Genomic DNA, 16,876 nt, shown 5'->3' with positions numbered 1-16,876 from the left:
ATCCGGGGATGGGAGCGCTCCCGTACGGGACGGCAGAGCGAAATCGGTGTGCCGACTCGGAAGGCGCGGGTTCCCATGGACAGATCGCGATTCAGAACATCCCGCCTCAGGGCGCCGCGCTGGAAGATCGGCGTGGTCGCGGGCACGGCGGTGGCCGTCGTCGGGGTCGGCCTCGGCGTCGCGTCGGCGTCCGAGGACGCCCTGCCGACCGTCAACTGCCCCAACGTGGCGATCCCGGTCGCGGTGCCCGCCCAGCAGGCCGCCGACGTGCGGCGCAACCTGGAGCTGCTGAACACGCAGATCGCCGAGGCCAACCAGCGGATCCGGGACACCGTGGGCCAGGGCGGCGCCAACTTCATCCAGAACGCCATCCTCGGCCCGCTCGCCAGCAAGCGGTTCGCCACCATCAACCGCATCGAGACCGCGATCGGCCGCAACGCCGCCAAGCCCGACCTCAACGCCGAGAAACTACAGACGTGCGGCTTGAACAAGGGCGGTGGCTCGTCACCGCAGCAGGACACGGAGCTGCCCGAGGGCGACGCGGGTGACGCGGGCGGCAACGGCGACGCCGGCGGCCTGCCGACCGTCAGCTGTCCCGACGTGACCATCCCGGTGCCCGTGCCGGCACAGCAGAAGGCCGACGTCGACCGCAACCTGGAACTTCTCGACACCCAGATCGCCGAGGCCGACCAGCGCATCCGCGACACCGTCGGCCAGGGCGGCCCCAACTTCATCCAGAACGCCATCCTCGGCCCCCTGGCCAGCAAGCGGTTCGCCACCATCAACCGCATCGAGACCGCGATCGGCCGCAACGCCGCCAAGCCCGACCTCAACGCCGAGGAACTCCAGACCTGCACGCTGAATCAGGGTGGCGGTGCGGCACCCGAACCGGAGGCGACCACGGCCGCCCCGGAGCCATCGCAGGCGCCGGAGGCCCCGGACGCCCCGGACGCCGGTGACGCGCCCGCCGGATCGCCGGTGGCGGTCAACGGCAAGCTCAGCGTCTGCGGCGTCAAGCTGTGCAACGAGGCCGGCACGGCGATCCAGCTGCGCGGCATGAGCAGCCACGGCTTGCAGTTCTTCCCGGACTGCGTCAACGCCGGCTCGCTGGACGCGCTGCGCAACGACTGGAAGGCCGACTTCATCCGGCTGTCCATGTACGTACAGGAAGGGGGTCTGGAGACCGACCCGGCCGGCTTCACCGCCAAGGTGAACGGGCTCGTCGACGACGCCACCGAGCTGGGGCTCTACGTGATCGTCGACTTCCACATCCTCACGCCCGGCGACCCGCTGTTCAACCTGGACCGGGCGAAGACCTTCTTCGAGGACGTGACCGCGGAACACGCGGACCAGGACAACGTGATCTACGAGATCGCCAACGAGCCCAACGGCACCAGCTGGGACAACATCAAGACGTACGCCGACGAGGTCATCCCGGTGATCCGCGGCAACGCACCGGACAGCGTGGTGCTGGTCGGCACCCGCGGCTTCTCGTCGCTGGGGCTGACCGACGGCGCCGACGAGACCGAGATCCTCGAGGACCCGGTCGACTTCGAGAACGTCATGTACACGTTCCACTTCTACGCCGCCTCGCACGGCGCGGACCGGCGTGCGGTGGTGGCCCGGGCGGCCCGGAGCCTGCCGCTGTTCGTCTCGGAGTTCGGCACCCAGACGTTCACCGGCGACGGCGCCAACGATCTGGCCAGCGCCACCGAGTGGCTCGACCTGCTCAAGGCCAACAAGATCGGGTACGCGATGTGGAGCTTCTCCGACGGCCGCGAGACGAACTCGGCGTTCCGGCAGGGCACCTGCCGCGGCACCGACTTCGCCGGGGACGGGGTGCTGACCGAGTCCGGCGCCTTCATCCGGGACCGGATCCGCTCCGGCTCCAGCAGCTGACGACGCGCGGCCGGGCACCGGTGGGTGCCCGGCCGCCGTGGGTGCCCGGCCGCCGTGGGTGCCCGGCCGCCGTGGGTGCCCGGCCGCCGCCCGACGGCACGGGCTCCGGGCTCCGGGCTAATCGCAGGCGATGCTCGGGCCGTCGCACTTCTTGTCGTCGGACCGCTGGTGGCCGCGGCGGGCGTCGCGGTCGAAGATGCCCATGATCTCGCAGGGGCCGCCCGCGGTGCCGATGGCGTGCGGGATCATGGTGGGGAATTCCGCGGCCTGGTTCGTCTCGATTCTGAGGCGACGGTGGCCCAGCAGGAGGATCGCGGCGCCGGACAGCACGACGAGCCATTCCCGGCCCGGGTGGGCGCGCAGCCGGGCCGGGTTGTCCGGTGGTGGCTCGGTCATCCGCTGGCGGATCACGCTCATGCCGGGATCCGACTTCAGGGCCCAGCGCATCAGGCCGTGGGCGCCGTCGATGGCGGGACTGGTGATCACGTCGTCGGAGGCGGTCTCCACGAGCTGATCCAGGGTGGTGTCCAGGGCCTTGGCGAGAACGACGAGCTGATCGAGGGCGAGGCGGCGCTGCCCGTTCTCGATGCGGCTCAGCGACGACTGGCTGAAGCGGGTCCGGGCGGCGAGATCTTCCAGCGAGAGGCCCTGGGCGACCCTCAGCGCACGGATACGTTTGCGTACGAGGCTGTCCAGGCCGCCTTCTGCTTGCGTCATGAGCAAGATTGTATGTCCCGAGCGCATAATGCTGCTTCACTCGGCACATGTCCGAGATTGCCGCTTACCGCCGTGACGCCGTACCGGGCGCGACCGTCGATGTCGTGGTGATCGGCGGCGGTGCCGCCGGGCTCAACGGTGCGCTGATGCTCGCCCGGTCCCGGCGGACGGTCGTCGTCCTCGACGGCGGCGACCCGCGCAACGCCCCCGCGGAGGCCATGCACGGCTTCATCGGGCTCGACGGGACTCCCCCGCTCGAGCTGCTCGAGACGGCGCGGCGCCAAGTCCGCTCCTACGGCGGCCTCGTCGTGCGCGGCCGGGTCGTCGCCGCCCACCCCGCAGCGCCGTCCCCCGGCGGGGACCTGCGCTTCGTGGTGACGCTCGCCGACGCCCGCACGGTCACCGCGCGCCGGGTGCTGGTCGCCACCGGCCTGCGCGACGTCCTTCCCGGCGTTCCCGGACTGAGCGACCACTGGGGCGGCAGTGTCGTCCACTGCCCCTACTGCCACGGCTGGGAGGTGCGCGATCAGCCCATCGGCGTCCTCGCGACCGGCCCGTCCTCGGTGCATCACGCCCTGCTGTTCCGCCAGCTGACCGGAGACCTCGTCTACTTCACCCGCGGCACCGACCTGGACGACGACACCCGCCTGCGGTTCACCGCGCGCGCCATCCGCGTCATCGACACCCCGGTGGAACGGGTCGTCGATGATGCGGACGGTGCCCTCGCCGGCGTACGCCTGACCGACGGCACCGTGATCGCACGCCGGATCCTCGCCGTCGCGACCGCGATGCAGGCCCGCACCGAGGGCCTCGACGGTCTCGGCCTGCCGATGGAGGACCTGCCCGGCGCCCGCCGGTTCGCCTCGGGCATCGCCGGAGCCACCGAGGTGCCCGGTGTCTGGGTGGCGGGCAACGCCACCGATCTCACCGCCCAGGTCGGCGCCGCGGCAGCCGCCGGCGCCCTCTCCGGCGCCCACATCAACGCCGCGCTGGCGACCGCCGACACCGACGCGGCCGTCGCGACGATCCGGCACGCCACGCCGGCCTAGCCACCCTTCCCCACCTTCCCCATCCACCGGCTCGCGCCGCCCGAGAGGCGGCGCCGGTCAGCCACGCCCGTACGAGAGAGGCACCCATGACTTCCTACCCGGTCCCGGCGGCGAGTCCGGACGTACGCCCGCCCGACGCCCGGCACCTGCGCGCGATCCTGATCGCCGTCTGCGTCGCGCTGATGGCCGTGATCGCCTCGGTGTCGGGGCTGAACGTCGCCCAGACCCACCTCGCGGTCGAGTTCGGCGCCTCGCAGACCACGGTCCTGTGGATGATCAACATCTACACCCTCACCCTGGCCGCGCTGCTGCTGCCGCTCGGCGCGCTCGGCGACCGCCTGGGCCGCAAGCCCATGCTGATCGCGGGACTCGTCGTCTTCGGCATCGCCAGCGTCGCGGCGGCCCTGGCCCCGAACTCCGGGACCATGGTGGCCGCGCGGGCGCTCAGCGGCGTCGGTGCCGCGATGATCATGCCGATCACGCTGGCCGTGATCACCTCCACCTTCCCGAAGGACGAGCGCGGCAAGGCCATCGGCATCTGGACCGGCGTCGCCGGAGGCGGCGGGATCCTCGGCATGTTCCTGTCCGCCCTGCTGGTCGACGTGGCCACCTGGCGCTGGCTGTTCGTCCTGCCCGTCGTCCTCATCGCGGCGGCCCTGGCCATGACCGTGCGATCGGTGCCGAACTCCCGCGAGCACTCCGGCCACCGGTTCGACACCTTCGGCGCCCTGAGCTCCTCCGTGGCCGTGGTCAGCCTGATCTACGTGCTGCACGAGGGTCCGACGCTCGGCTGGAGCGCCCCGGCCACCGTGATCAGCCTGGTGACCGGCCTCGCCGCCCTGGCCGTCTTCGTCGCGTGGGAGCTGCGCCGCCGGGAGGCCTCGCTCCTCGACGTGCGGCTCTTCCGGGACCGCGGCCTGGCCGGCGGATCGATCACGCTGCTGGTCGTCTTCGGCGTCCAGGCCGGTATCGCCGTGGTCCTCTACCCGTTCTTCCAGGCCGTACTCGGCTGGTCCGGCCTGCTGTCCACCCTGGCGCTGATGCCCATGGCCCTCGCGATGATGGTGACCTCCGGACTCGCGCCCAAACTGGCCGCCCGCACCGGAGCCCGCGCCGCCATGGCGACCGGTATCGCGCTGGGCGGGCTGGGCCTCGTCCTGATGGCCTCGATGCTCTCCGTCGACGGCGGCTACCTGTCCATCCTCCCGGGCATGATCGCCATGGGCATCGGCATGGGCTTCGCCATGACGCCCTCGACCGAGGCCATCACCAGCTCCCTGCCGCGCGAGAAGCAGGGCGTCGCCTCGGCGCTCAACGACGTCACCCGCGAGCTCGGCACCGCGCTCGGCGTCGCCATGCTCGGCGCGCTGCTGTCCGCCGGCTACCGCAACGCCATCGGCGACGGCCTGTCCGGCGTACCCGCGGACACCGCGGACACCGCCCGCGAAGGGGTCGCGAACGCCCTGGACGTGGCCGGCAACGCCGGCATCCACCGCCGGCAGGTCGTCGACGCCGCCCACCAGGCCTTCATCGACGGCTGGCAACAGGCCATGTGGGCGGGCACCGCCGTCATGGCGGCCGTCCTGCTGTTCGTCCTGTTCCGGGGCCCCACGGAGCGGCCCGCCGAGACGACCGCCGACGCCGAGCCCGCCCCGGTCGCGTAGCGAGAGATCCCCCATCACGGAAGGGAATGCCATGGAAACCACGACGGCGAACGACGTGCCCGCCGAGTACGAGACGTGGCGCGCGGCACGGTGGGCCGAGCTCACCGGCCCGAACGGCAGGGCGAAGGTGGTGGCCAAGGCCGTGATCAGCGGTCCCGGTCCCACCGCGATCCCCGGCGTACCCGGGCAGTGGGGCACCACCGCTTCGGGAGCCCTGACGGTGACCGCCACGGCCGCCGACGGGGTGCGGGTCGGCGATCGGGCGGTGGACGGCACCGTCGAGGTGCCGTCCGGCGGCCCGATCGGGTTCGCCGGCCCGCGGACCGGCTTCGCCGGCGGCGGCAGTGGGGCGTACAGCCTGGTCGTGTTCGACGATCGGGCGCCGGCCCGCTCGGGGCTCAGCGGCATCGACGCCTACCCGTACGACCCGGCCTGGGTCCACGAGGGCGAATACCGGGCAGCCCCCGCCGGCCGCAGCGTCGAGGTGGAGCGGCTGACCTCGCCGCGGAGCACCGGCAGCATCGCGGCGCCCGTGGACCTGGCGGTCATCATCGACGGCATCGAGTACCTGTTCACCGTGCTGGAGGAGCAGCCCGGTCAACGGCTGGTCGTCTTCACCGACGACACCAGCGGCGACGGCACGCCGGCCATCGGCCGCTGGCTGCGGCTGCCTCCGCGGGAGCCGGGAAGCAGGCTCATCGTCGACTTCAACCGGGCCACCCTGTCCCACCACCACCTGGCGCCGGCCGTCTTCACGTGCCCGCTGGCGCCGCCCGGCAACCACCTGCCCCTGCGCGTCGAAGCCGGCGAACGCGCGCTGACCTACGACCACCCCCTCGACGACACCGGAAGCAGGACATCGTGACTCAGGATCCGAAGGCACAAGCGGTCGCCTATCTGCGCAGCCTCGAGCGGGCGGACTGGGACACCGCACGCGCGATGTGCGCGGACACGGCAACCGTCTGGCACAACGACGGCAAGGGCGACTCGACGATCGACGAGAACGTCAAGGGCATGGCGGACAAGATCCACACCATCGAATCCCTGCGGTACGAGATCATCCGCCAGTTCGCCCAGCGGGACGAGGTCCTCCAGCAGCACGTGGTGCACGTCGCCACGACCGGCGGTATGCGCGGCGAGGTCCACGCGGCGGTCTACTTCCGCTTCGAGAACGGCCTCATCACCCGCATCGAGGAGTACTCCCACTTCGTGCCGGCTCCGCAGGCCGGCTGAGCGGACGGGCGCCGGACCCGCGTGGGTCCGGCGCCCGCCGGCTACGGCGTGGTCACCGTGGCCGGGCCCGCCCAGGCGGACCGGCCGGCCAGGTTGGTGGCCGCGACGCGGTAGTAATACGTCTGGTTGCGCCCGGTCGCCTGCGTCCACGTGGTGACGCCGGCGCCCACCGTGGCCGTGGTGACCGTGGCGAAGCCCGGACTCGTGCTGCGCTCGATGACGAAGCCGGTCTCGTCGGTGGCGTTGTCGGTCCAGGCCAGGGTGACCCGGTCGGTCGCGCCGGCGCCGCGCACCGCGGAAGCCGCCAGCCCGGTGGGTGCCGCGGCCAGCGCCGGCAGGGTCACCGCGACCACCGCGGAGTACGCGGACGAACCACCGCCGTTGACCGCCTTCACCCTGTACTGGTACGCCGTGGCCGGCTGCACCGCCGGGTCGGCGACGGTGACGTTGCCCGTGTTGTTCCGGGCGTCCGGCGTGGCGATCGGCACGAACGGGCCGGTGCCGGTGGCCCGCTCCACCACGAAGCCGGTCTCCGTGGTGGCGTTGTCCCGCCAGGTCAGGCTCACCTGCGGGCCGGCCTGCAGCGTCGCGGACGGCGTACCCGGCGCGGCGGGTGCGGTCCCACCGGCCGGACCCACGAGCACGGCCGTGGACCGCGCGTCGCCGGCCGCGTTCCACGCCGTGACGCGGTAGCGGTAGCGCTGCGTGGACCCGGCGGCGGTGTCGTCGTAGCCGGTCGCGTTCGCCAGCGCCGTACCGATCTGCGCGTACGCGCCGACGCTGCCGTTGGCCGCCACCGGGGCCCGTTCGATCCGGTACCCCACCTCGGCGGCCGGGTTGCCCCAGGTCGGGCCGAGGTCCGCGGTCACCGGGGTGCCGTCGGCCCACGTGAGATGCACGCCGCCGTTGCGCGTCCAGGTCACCACCGGTGCGGGTGGCAGCCGGCGGGAGACGCCGACAGAGATCGGCCGCATCATGTCCATCTCCTCGTGGCTGAGGATGTGGCAGTGCCAGACGTACTCCCAGCCCATGTTGACCACCTGGTTGGTGATCGGCGGGGTGATCGGGTTCGCGTTGGCGTCGGTGCTGTTGAACCCGGCGGTCGAACCGATCGGGGCGGACGGGTCCAGCGGCCGCTTGCTGTCCTCGACGCCGAACGGCGAGGCGGGCACGACCGGCCGCATGGCGACGACGGTGTCCTCCAGCGGACTGACCCGCAGGGTGTCCTTCCAGCCCAGTTCGCTCGGCTCAGGCTTGCGGATGATGCCGTCCCAGCCGACCCGGTTGATCAGCTGGACGTGGAAGAGGTGGAAGTGGATCGGGTGCGTGTCCACCCCGTTGTGGGTGATCTTCCAGATCTGGGTGCCGTCGTCGGCGGAGGCGATCGGTGTCACCCGCGCGCCGGCCGGCAGCTCGACCCCCTCGAGAACCTCACTGGCGGGGTTGATGAACGGGTACAGGATCAGATTCTGCTGTTGTCCCCCTTGCGCGTTGGGTGTCTCCAGGCCCAGGTTGCCGCTCATCCGTCCGTAGTCCTTGTCGAACGCCTCGCCCTGCTCGTCCTGGATCGCCTTCGGTTGCAGCGGCATGGTCATGGTCTGGGTGGCGCCCTGACCCTGCAACGTGTTGAAGGCGAGGCTGGTGTCGGTGATCCGGACGAAGCCGTCGCGCGGCGCGGAGTTGCGGAACGTGCTGCCGTAGGCCGTGTTGTAGGCGCCCTGCCCGACGATGATCGGGTCCTGCGAGGACTCGAAGACGCCCGAGCCGTCCGCCTGGTGCGCGAACGCGGCCTGCAGCCGGGCCAGGTCGTACGCCGGGGCCGGCGCCTTGTCCGCCACCTTGATCTGCATGACGGTACGGGTGTTCGGCCCGTACCCGGGCCGCGTGGACGGCGCGCCGCCGGTGTCCCGCAGGTCCGGTCCGCCGGTGTAGTAGTCGTAGCGCGCGTCCCGGGCCGGGAACGCGGCCGGCGCGTCGTTGTAGAGGATCAGCGTCTTGCCCGCGAACCGCGAGAAGTCGACGACCGTGTCGGCGCGCTCGGCCGGGCCGAGCAGCAGGGCGTGCTTGTCGACGTTGCCGGCGTTGAACACCGTCGGGTCGGTCACCCAGGTGATCGGCTGGTTCGGTACGACCACCGGCGACGGCAGGAAGCCGCCCTCGGTGCCCACCTGGACGAACGTCGGCCCCTGCGGGCTCTTCGCCAGGTCGGGCGTGGGGAACACGATCGGGTCGGTCTGCGCCGCGGCCACCTCGGCGGCGTTGAGCGCCACCTCCGTGCCGCTCTGGTCGGCCTGGTAGAACTGCAGGTTCCAGAACCGGTCGTTGGCGGCGTTGAGGATCCGGAACCGGTAGGACTTCGGGTCCACCGTGACCGTCGGGTACGCGGTGCCGTTCACCAGCGGCGTGTCGTTGAACGCCTCCATGCTCATGGACACGTTCGGCGTGCCGGGGATCAGCGGCGGCTCGCACCATCCGGCCGTGTCGGCGTCGCAGGCGGGGTCGTAGTACGGATTGGCGATCGGCCCGTTCGTCACCCCGGACGTCGGCGGCCAGAACCACGGCCCGTACGCCCAGCGGCCGAACGCGTTCACCCCGGAGGTGTCACCCGGGTTCTGCGCCGGCATGTAGACGTGCGGCGCCCACAACTGCCCCTTGCCGCCCCAGCGAGCGGCGTCCCACGTCGGGTCCTCGGTGGCCAGTTGCGCGGTCTCGGGGACGAAGGTCTTGTCCTGGATCACCAGCGGCAGGGTGGCGTCGGCGCCGGGCAGCACGCCCGCGTCCACCAGCGCCTGCTCGGCCCGGTCGGAGATCACGTACCCGGCGGCCTCACCGGCGTACACGTTGAGCCGCGTGATGCCCCACGAGTGGTCGTGGTAGAACATCATCCGCGCCGACTGCTGGTTGGTGTAGAAGAACGTCTGCGAGCCGTCGCCGGGGTCCGGCATGTCCGGCACGTTCTTCACGCTGACCCCCTTGGGGTACGGCGTGTTCTCGCCGGCCGGGGTGATCCACTGGTGCGGCGTGCCGTCGCTGATCCACGGTGTGACGCCGCCGTGCAGATGCAGCGTGGCCCGGTTCCCGGTGTAGCAGCCGGCCGGCTTCGGCGTCTCGCCGCACATCGGGTTCTGCGGGTCCGGCTCGGCCATGCCGCCCATCTGCGGGCCCATCCCGGAGCCCATCACCGTCGTGTCCACCGGCAGGAACAGGTCGCCGGCCGCGCCGGTGGGCAGCAGGTTGCGGAACTTGATCCGGACCGGGCGATCCTTCTGGGCGACGATGAACGGGCCGAGGTAGTGCGCCTTGTCGACGCCGTACACCGGGCCCGCCGCATCGGTGACCGGAGTCGTCGTGCCGTCCGCGTTCGCCGTCTCGAGCGCGACGTGCGCACCGGGCACGACGCCGGTGGACAGCTGGACGTAGCCGCGCAGCAGCGTCGCCGGAAGGTCGCTGTGCAGCTTCTCGCGGTACTGGACGACGGCGATCTCGTAGTAGTCCGAGCCCGGGTAGGTGGTGGTGTCCGGCACCGCGACCGGGATGTACTGGCCGAGGTTGTTGGCGCCGGCCGCGTTCAGCCCGGGCAGGCCGTCGACGAACTTGCGGAGGCCGCCGCTGACGACGTCGTTGTTGCCGGACAGGTCCAGCACGCTCGTCGCGAACGAGTACGTCCTGGCCTGCGGATACTCCGGGTACCCCGCGGCGCCGACGGTGATCGTGGCGTCCTGCGCCGGCGCGGTGGGCGACGGGTAGTACAGCTTGTCGCCGCCGGTGCCGGTGTCGACCGGTACGCCCTGGCCGTAGAAGGCGGCCACGTCACCGGCCTGCACCGCGACCGGGGGTACGGCGAACGTCTCCACCCGCCCGGCCGGATCGCTCGTGGCCGGGACGGTGAGCAGGCCGCTGTCGAACACCACCCGGTACTGCCCGGCCGTGCCGGTCGGGCGCAGGACGTACGCGTGCAGCACGTTGCCGGCGGACGGGTTCGGCGAGCCACCGGGCGTCGCCTGGTTGAAGACCTTGAAGCCCTGCACGAGTCCCTGCGGCAGGGCCTGCGGCACGACGACCAGCACGGGGGCCAGCTCGCCCGGGGGCTTGGCGTAGTCGGTGGCGAACTGCCGGGCGGTCAGCGGGTTGCCCACGTCGACGACCGACCCGGTCACCGTCGGCAGGGGACTGTTGGCGTAGTTCGGGTACGGCCCGAAGTAGTGCGGGGTGGCGGTGGCCGCGGCCATCTTCGCCCTGCCCTGCACCGGCAGCCGCAGGCCCTCCCTGGCGGCCCGCGCCGCGGCGGCCTCGCGTTGCTTCTGGGTCACCCGCTTCTTGCGTTTCGGATCCGGTCTCGGTGCCTGCCGCTGCCCGCCCGCGACGGCGGCCGCGGCGGCAACCGTGCGTTCACCGGCGACCGCCGCATTCTGATCAATAGCCTGAACGCCCGTAAGGGCACGAGCGTGAGAACCGCTATCAGGACACCTGTTCTCCGTCTCACTCCGATCCCCTCCCCCTCGTCGCACCGAGCGACGACTTATTCCAGTGGGGGGTGGGGCGGGAGCGCGGGAACAGGGAAGGCCGGCCGTACGCACCGGGTCCGAGGGCCCGAGACCGGACAATTTCCCGATCGACCGGAGCCATTGCGGCGACATTTCCCGGGATGCCCATTCCCGCGCATCAGGCAATTCCGGGAATTGATCGACGGTCAGCCGGCCGCGGGGCCCGTCGCGGCGAGGCGGGGGAACACCCGGCGGGCATTGGCCTCGTAGACCTTGTGCAGATCCTCCGGAGGCAGGCCCAGGGCGTCCACGTAGCGGCGGGTGTCGTCGAAGTGGTGGCCGGTCCGCGGGTCGATGCCGCGTACGGCGCCGACCATCTCGGAGCCGAAGAGGAGGCTGTCCGTGCCGATCACGTCGAACAGGAGCCTGATGCCCGGCTGGTGGTAGACGCACGTGTCGAAGAAGACGTTGTCCATCAGCGACGTCTCCGGCGACGGGCGGTGCAGCATGTCGGCCAGGCCGCGGAAGCGTCCCCAGTGGTACGGCACCGCCCCGCCGCCGTGCGGGATGATCAGGCGCAGGGTGGGGAACGTGCTGAACAGGTCGGACTGCAGCAGCTGCATGAACGCGGTGGTGTCGGCGTTCAGGTAGTGCGACCCCGTGGCGTGGAAGTTCGGGTTGGTCACCGCGGACACGTGCACCATCGCCGGTACGCCCAGCTCGGTCATCGCCTCGTACAGGGGGAACCAGACCGGATCGGTGAGCGGCGCCGACGTCCAGTGACCACCGCTGGGGTCGGGGTTGAGGTTGCAGCCGACGAAGCCGAGCTCCTCGACGCAGCGCCGCAGCTCCGCCACCGACCGGCTGATCGGGACGCCGGGCGACTGGGGCAGCTGGCAGACGCCGGCGAAGCGGCCCGGGAAGAGCCGGGTGACCCGGTGCACGAGGTCGTTGCAGGCGCGGGTCCAGGCGGCGCTGACCGCCTCGTCGCCGACGTGGTGACCCATCGCCGAGGCGCGCGGGGAGAACAGGGTGAGGTCGATGCCGCGCTCGTCCATCAGGCGCAGCTGGCTGCCCTCGACCGTCTCCCGGAGCTCGTCGTCGCCGATGTCCGGGTACGCCGGCGGCTCCTCCCCCGCCCGGTACGCCGCCACCTGCGCCTCCCGCCACCCGGTGTGCGCCGCCGGCGCGGTGGTGTAGTGCCCGTGACAGTCGATGATCATGAAGTGGTCTCCCGGAGGGCGATGAGCAGGTCCCGTGCCGCACCGGCGATGCGCGGCTGCACGCCCAGCCCGAGCAGTTGCTCGCTCGCCGCGGTCATCTCGTCGGCGCGGCGGCGGGCGTGGGTGTGCGTACCGTCGATCAGCCGGTCGATGGTCCGCTCGTCGAAGCCGGCCAGTTCGGCGCTGATGTCGGCGCGCAGCCAGTCGGCGCAGCCCGCGGCCTCGGCGGCCGTCATCGCCTCCACGACCGCGGCGGCGAGGCCCTTGTAGAACACGCTGCGCAGCAGCTTGCGGGAGATCGCCGTGCCCGCCGGTCCGGGCTGCACGGTCACGTCGGCGCCGTACGCGGCGAGCAGGCCGGCGTAGCGCTCGGCGGCCTCTCCCGACACCAGCATCGGCGTGCGCAGTCCCTTGCCCGGCACGGGCGCCATCAGCGCGACGTCCACGACGTCGACGCCGGTGCCGGCGCTGCGGCGTACCAGAGCCTCCTTGACGGCCGGGGCGCTCGTGTTCAGGTCGGCCCAGACGGTGCCCGGCGCGAGCGCCGGCGCCGCGTTCTCCAGGGCCGGCAGCGCGTCGTGGCCGCTGTTGACGCTCAGGACGAGACCGGCGTCGCGGACGGCGTCGGCCTCGTCGGACCTGGCGTCCACCCCGGGCGGCGGCAGCACGGCGGGGTCGTAGCCCCGCACGTCGGCACCGGCGGCGACCAGGTCACGGGCGATCGTCCCGCCGGCCTCGCCGAGGCCGAGCAGGGCGATCCGTACGCGCTCCGGGCGGCTCACGCCGCGTCTCCGCCGGGGAGCCGGTCGACGTACCGCACGCCGAGGCGGTCCAGCAGCGGCCGCAGCCCGTAGAGGTCGAGCCCGAGCGTGCCGGCGGCGAACTGCTCGCGCTTGGCGGCCTCGCCGGCCAGCCGGTCGGCCGCGGCGCCGGCCACCGCCGGCCCGGACGACGCCGGCAGCACCAGCACCCCGTCGTCGTCGGCCACCACGATGTCGCCGGGCCGCACGAGCCGGCCGGCGGCCACCACGGGAACGTTGACCGAGCCCGGGGTCGCCTTCACCGTGCCCTGGGCGTGCACGGCACGCGACCAGACCGGGAAGCCCATCTCGCGCAGCGTGGCGATGTCGCGCACCCCGGCGTCGCACACCAGGCCGGCGACGCCGCGGGCCCGCAGCGAGGTGGCCAGCAGGTCGCCGACCATGCCGTCGGTGGACGGCGAGGTCGTGGTCACCACCAGGACGTCGCCGGGCCGGCACACCTCCACCGCCGCGTGGATCATGAGGTTGTCGCCGGGGTGGCAGGACACGGTGATCGCGGAGCCGGCGATCACGGCGCCCTCCTGCCGCGGCCGGACCTCCGGACCGAGCAGCCCGGCCCTTCCCGCCGCCTCGTGCACGGTGGCGACGCCGGCCTCGCGCAGGGCCGCGACGGTCTCCGGATCGGCGCGATCGACGTGGCGCACCACGTAGTGCGCGGCCATACCTGTCATCGATGCACCTCGGTTCGCCTCAGGGCCCGGAAACGGTGCTCCAAGGTGTACGGTGCGCGGCGATCGGCGTCAAGATTGTTCTCAGCTTTGTTGACAATCACCACACCGCGGCGGTGGCCACGACGGTCGCGTAGCGCACCGTGAAACGCCCGGGCAGCGCCGCCCCGGCCTTCGCGAGCACGGCCGGGACCCGGTCGGCCGGCAGCCGGGTGAGGGCACCGGACGTCCGCAGGTGATCGAGCCACTGCGCGGCCGTGTAGTCCTGCTCCCAGTCGAAGCGCCACTGCTCCGGCTCGGCGAACAGGCCGGTCCCGCGCAGCGTGGCGGCCGTCCGCCCGGCGCCCGCCGCGTACGCCGCCGCGCCGGTCGCGCCCGCCGCCGCGGGTGGCAGCTCCGGCATCAGCTCGCGATACACGTCGGCGAGACCGGCGGCCACCTCTGGCGGGGGGTCCGCGGCGTTCCAGAAGACGGCGAGCCGGCCGCCGGGCCGCAACACGGCGGCGGCCTTCTCCGCCCCCGCCACCGGGTCCACCCAGTGCCACGTCTGGCCGGCGACCACGGCGTCGAAGCGCCGCCCGGCCGGCTCCCACCGCTCGAAGGCGGCCACCTCCACCTCGAGACCGTCGCGGCGGGCCCGCTCGGCCATCCGGGCGTCGGCGTCGACGCCCAGCACCCGGCAGCCGGCCTCCCGGAACTGCCGGGCCACGATGCCGGTGCCGATGCCGACGTCGAGCACGTCGGGTCCGGGGCTGGCGGCGACGACCCGGCGGACGAGCTCGGCGGGATAGCGCGGACGGGCCCGGTCGTACAGCTCGGCGTCGACGCCGAACGATTCCGCCATCTCCCGGTGCCGGTGCGGCTCGGCGCTCTCCCCCGGAGAATTCAGAGTGGGCATGCGCCCACTCTAGCGGGACCTAGAGTGGTGCGCATGCCCACGGGGATCGCCCTGCGCGACGTGCGCGAGCAACTGTTCGCCGCCGCCGAACGCGTCCTCGTGCGATCCGGCGCCGCCGCGCTGACCAGCCGGGCGGTGACGGCCGAGGCGGGCGTGGCGAAGGGGGTGCTGCACCGCCACTTCGCCGACTTCGACGCGTTCCTCGCCGACCTCGTGCGCGACCGGGTCACCCGCCTCGGCGCCCAGGCCGCGGCGCTGCGCGCCACCGTCGGCACGGGCACGGTGGCCGGCAACGTGACGACCGCCCTGCTGGACCTGTTCACCTCCGTCGCCGTGGCCCTCGTCGGGCTGCTCATCTTCCGCGACGACCTGCGCGCCCGGCTCCGCGAGAGCTACCCGGCGGGCGTGCCGCTGCTCACCGACGCCGCCGCGATGATCGCCGGCTACCTCGCCGCGGAGCGCGAACGCGGGCGGCTCCCCGCGGGCGCCGATGTGGACACCCTCGCCCTGACCCTCATCGGCTCCGGCCACCTGCTCGCCGCCGGCCGGTCCGACGGCCCGCCGGCCCACGCCGAGGTGCTCAGGATCGTCGTGACGGTGCTGCCCCGCTGAGCCACCCTCAGGGCCGGGCCTCGAACACCAGGTTGAACGGGGTCTCGGCGACCCGGCGGAAACGGGTGAAGCCGGCGTCCGTGGCCACCCGGCGGATCGCCGCCTCGCCGGCCTGCGCGCCCAGGGCGTACCCGCCCGGCTGGGACAGGGCGTTCGGCACGCACAGGAAGGTCGAGAACGAGTAGTAGACCCGCCCGACCGGGTTCAGGTTGTCCGGCACCGCGTCGCCCGCGTACGGCTCGACGATCATCCACGTGCCGTTCGGGGTCAGCGACTCGCGGACGTGCCGGGCGGCGCCGAGCGGGTCGCCCATGTCGTGCAGCGCGTCGAACGTCGTGACCAGGTCGTACGGGCCACCGGCGAAGGTCTGCGCGGAGGCCACGTCGAAGCTCACGCGGGCGTCGACGCCGGCCTCCTTGGCGCGTACGCGCGCAGCCGCCACCGACTCCTCGTGATAGTCCGAGCCCCGCACCGTCGCCGCCGGGTACGCCTCGGCCAGCAGCACCGACGACGCCCCGTGCCCGCAGCCGATGTCGGCGACGTGCGCCCCGGCGCGCAGCCGGTCCTCGACCCCGTCCAGGGCGGGCAGCCAGGACGCCGTCAGGTTCGCCAGGTAGCCGGGGCGGAAGAACCGCTCGCAGCCGTCGAACACGTCGCCGTCGTGCTCGTGCCAGCCCACGCCGGCGCCCGTACGGACCGCCTCGGTGATCCGGGGCAGCGCCTTCAGCGACCCGAGCGCCAGCTGGAACGCGCCGGGCACGAACACCGGGCCGTCCGGGTCGGTGAGGGCGAACGCCTGCTCCTCGCTCATCGAGTACGTGCCGTCGGCGTACCGCACGTAGCCACCGGCGGCCTGCCCGCGCAGCCACTCCTCGACGTAGCGCGGATCGGTGCCGGTGGCCGCGGCCAGCTCCTGCGGCGTCCGCGGCCGCTCGGCGAGGGCGCGGTAGAGGCCGAGCCGCTCGCCGAGGACCACCCCGCCGGCCGCCATGGTGGCGCCCAGCAAGCAGCGGGAGGACGCGGTCGGCTGGGCGCTGCAGACCACGCCGGAGGTGCTGATCGCGTCGAAGGCGGGCCGCCGCTGCACCACCGGCCGGGCCGGCACCGAGGCGGTCCTGCGGGCCGTCGGCTGCCCGGTGCTGGTCATCCGCGGCACCCGGGACGGCTGCCGGCCGCAGGCGGAGATGGCCGGCGTCGCCGCGCTGACCGGGGCGCGGGACGTGGTGCTGGACGGCTCCGGGCACCTGCCGCACACCCGGCGGCCGGTGGAGGTCAACCGGCTGCTGCGCGACTTCACCGGCCCGGGAACGCCGCTGCCCGCCCCGCGCCGGCGGGCCGGCGGGTCCTGTTCCTCTCGTCGCCGATCGGTCTCGGTCACGTCGGCCGCGACGTCGCGATCGCCGAGGCGCTGCGCCGGCACCGCCCGGGCGTCGAGGTGGACTGGCTCGCCCAGCACCCGATCACCGAGGTGCTGCGCCGCCGCGGCGAACGCGTGCACCCCGCCTCGGCGTTCCTGGCCTCCGAGGCCGCGCACGTCGACGCCGAGGCGGGCGTCCACGACCTGCACGCCTTCCACGCCGTCCGGCGGATGGACGCGATCCTGGTCGC

Annotated in this window: 13 protein-coding genes; 6 read left to right on the top strand and 7 right to left on the bottom strand. The window is 73.0% G+C overall.

What is annotated here, in order from left to right; translation table 11 throughout:
* Positions 1-75: 75 nt before the first annotated feature.
* Positions 76-1,899: a glycoside hydrolase family 5 protein gene (locus CLV70_RS41515; RefSeq protein WP_106130877.1), complete on the top strand. Its 1,824-nt coding sequence runs from the start codon at positions 76-78 to the stop codon at positions 1,897-1,899.
* Positions 1,900-2,016: 117 nt separating this feature from the next.
* Here the strand turns inward: CLV70_RS41515 and CLV70_RS34815 are convergent, their stop codons facing one another.
* The gene (locus CLV70_RS34815) at positions 2,017-2,616 is read right to left on the bottom strand and encodes an XRE family transcriptional regulator (protein WP_211304008.1); all 600 of its coding nucleotides are present in this window, start codon (positions 2,614-2,616) and stop codon (positions 2,017-2,019) included.
* A 47-nt stretch (positions 2,617-2,663) separates the two neighbouring features.
* Here CLV70_RS34815 and CLV70_RS34810 point away from each other — a divergent pair, with 47 nt between their 5' ends.
* The 4 genes from CLV70_RS34810 to CLV70_RS34795 all read left to right on the top strand — a co-directional run bounded on the left by CLV70_RS34810 (position 2,664) and on the right by CLV70_RS34795 (position 6,562).
* Entirely contained in the window at positions 2,664-3,665 is a 1,002-nt protein-coding gene (locus tag CLV70_RS34810; protein ID WP_106130876.1) for an NAD(P)/FAD-dependent oxidoreductase, read from the top strand.
* Between the two features lie 86 nt (positions 3,666-3,751).
* Positions 3,752-5,329, top strand: coding sequence for an MFS transporter (locus CLV70_RS34805; protein ID WP_106130875.1), 1,578 nt, complete (start codon positions 3,752-3,754; stop codon positions 5,327-5,329).
* Between the two features lie 31 nt (positions 5,330-5,360).
* Entirely contained in the window at positions 5,361-6,194 is an 834-nt protein-coding gene (locus tag CLV70_RS34800; protein ID WP_106130874.1) for a DUF1684 domain-containing protein, read from the top strand.
* A complete protein-coding gene (locus CLV70_RS34795; protein WP_106130873.1) occupies positions 6,191-6,562 on the top strand; it encodes a nuclear transport factor 2 family protein in 372 nt (123 codons plus the stop codon). The genes CLV70_RS34800 and CLV70_RS34795 overlap by 4 nt, the downstream gene beginning before the upstream one ends.
* A 41-nt stretch (positions 6,563-6,603) precedes the next feature.
* Here the strand turns inward: CLV70_RS34795 and CLV70_RS34790 are convergent, their stop codons facing one another.
* The 5 genes from CLV70_RS34790 to CLV70_RS34770 all read right to left on the bottom strand — a co-directional run bounded on the left by CLV70_RS34790 (position 6,604) and on the right by CLV70_RS34770 (position 14,656).
* Positions 6,604-10,872 (bottom strand): multicopper oxidase domain-containing protein, encoded by a 4,269-nt coding sequence (locus CLV70_RS34790; protein ID WP_106130872.1) that lies wholly within the window; start codon positions 10,870-10,872, stop codon positions 6,604-6,606.
* 380 nt (positions 10,873-11,252) lie between these two features.
* Positions 11,253-12,269, bottom strand: coding sequence for an amidohydrolase family protein (locus CLV70_RS34785; RefSeq protein ID WP_106130871.1), 1,017 nt, complete (start codon positions 12,267-12,269; stop codon positions 11,253-11,255).
* Positions 12,266-13,051 (bottom strand): NAD(P)-dependent oxidoreductase, encoded by a 786-nt coding sequence (locus CLV70_RS34780; protein WP_106130870.1) that lies wholly within the window; start codon positions 13,049-13,051, stop codon positions 12,266-12,268. Before CLV70_RS34780 ends, CLV70_RS34785 begins: the two co-directional genes overlap by 4 nt.
* On the bottom strand, positions 13,048-13,761 hold the full coding sequence (locus CLV70_RS34775) for a 4-carboxy-4-hydroxy-2-oxoadipate aldolase/oxaloacetate decarboxylase (protein ID WP_106130869.1): 714 nt from the start codon (positions 13,759-13,761) through the stop codon (positions 13,048-13,050). Before CLV70_RS34775 ends, CLV70_RS34780 begins: the two co-directional genes overlap by 4 nt.
* Before the next feature lie 97 nt (positions 13,762-13,858).
* Positions 13,859-14,656, bottom strand: coding sequence for a class I SAM-dependent methyltransferase (locus tag CLV70_RS34770; protein WP_106130868.1), 798 nt, complete (start codon positions 14,654-14,656; stop codon positions 13,859-13,861).
* A 33-nt stretch (positions 14,657-14,689) separates the two neighbouring features.
* On the opposite strand from CLV70_RS34770, the gene CLV70_RS34765 reads away from it, so the two are divergent.
* On the top strand, positions 14,690-15,268 hold the full coding sequence (locus CLV70_RS34765) for a TetR/AcrR family transcriptional regulator (RefSeq protein ID WP_106130902.1): 579 nt from the start codon (positions 14,690-14,692) through the stop codon (positions 15,266-15,268).
* Between the two features lie 7 nt (positions 15,269-15,275).
* On the opposite strand, the gene CLV70_RS34760 is transcribed toward CLV70_RS34765, so the two are convergent.
* Positions 15,276-16,835 carry a class I SAM-dependent methyltransferase gene (locus CLV70_RS34760; RefSeq protein ID WP_245908685.1) on the bottom strand — a complete coding sequence of 520 codons (1,560 nt, stop codon included), beginning with the start codon at positions 16,833-16,835 and terminating at the stop codon, positions 15,276-15,278.
* Positions 16,836-16,876 lie beyond the last annotated feature (41 nt).

Source organism: Pseudosporangium ferrugineum (assembly GCF_003002065.1).
GTDB classification, from domain to species: domain Bacteria; phylum Actinomycetota; class Actinomycetes; order Mycobacteriales; family Micromonosporaceae; genus Actinoplanes; species Actinoplanes ferrugineus_A.
The sequence above is the reverse complement of the archived record's forward strand: the minus strand, read 5'-3'. Positions and strand labels throughout refer to the sequence as shown.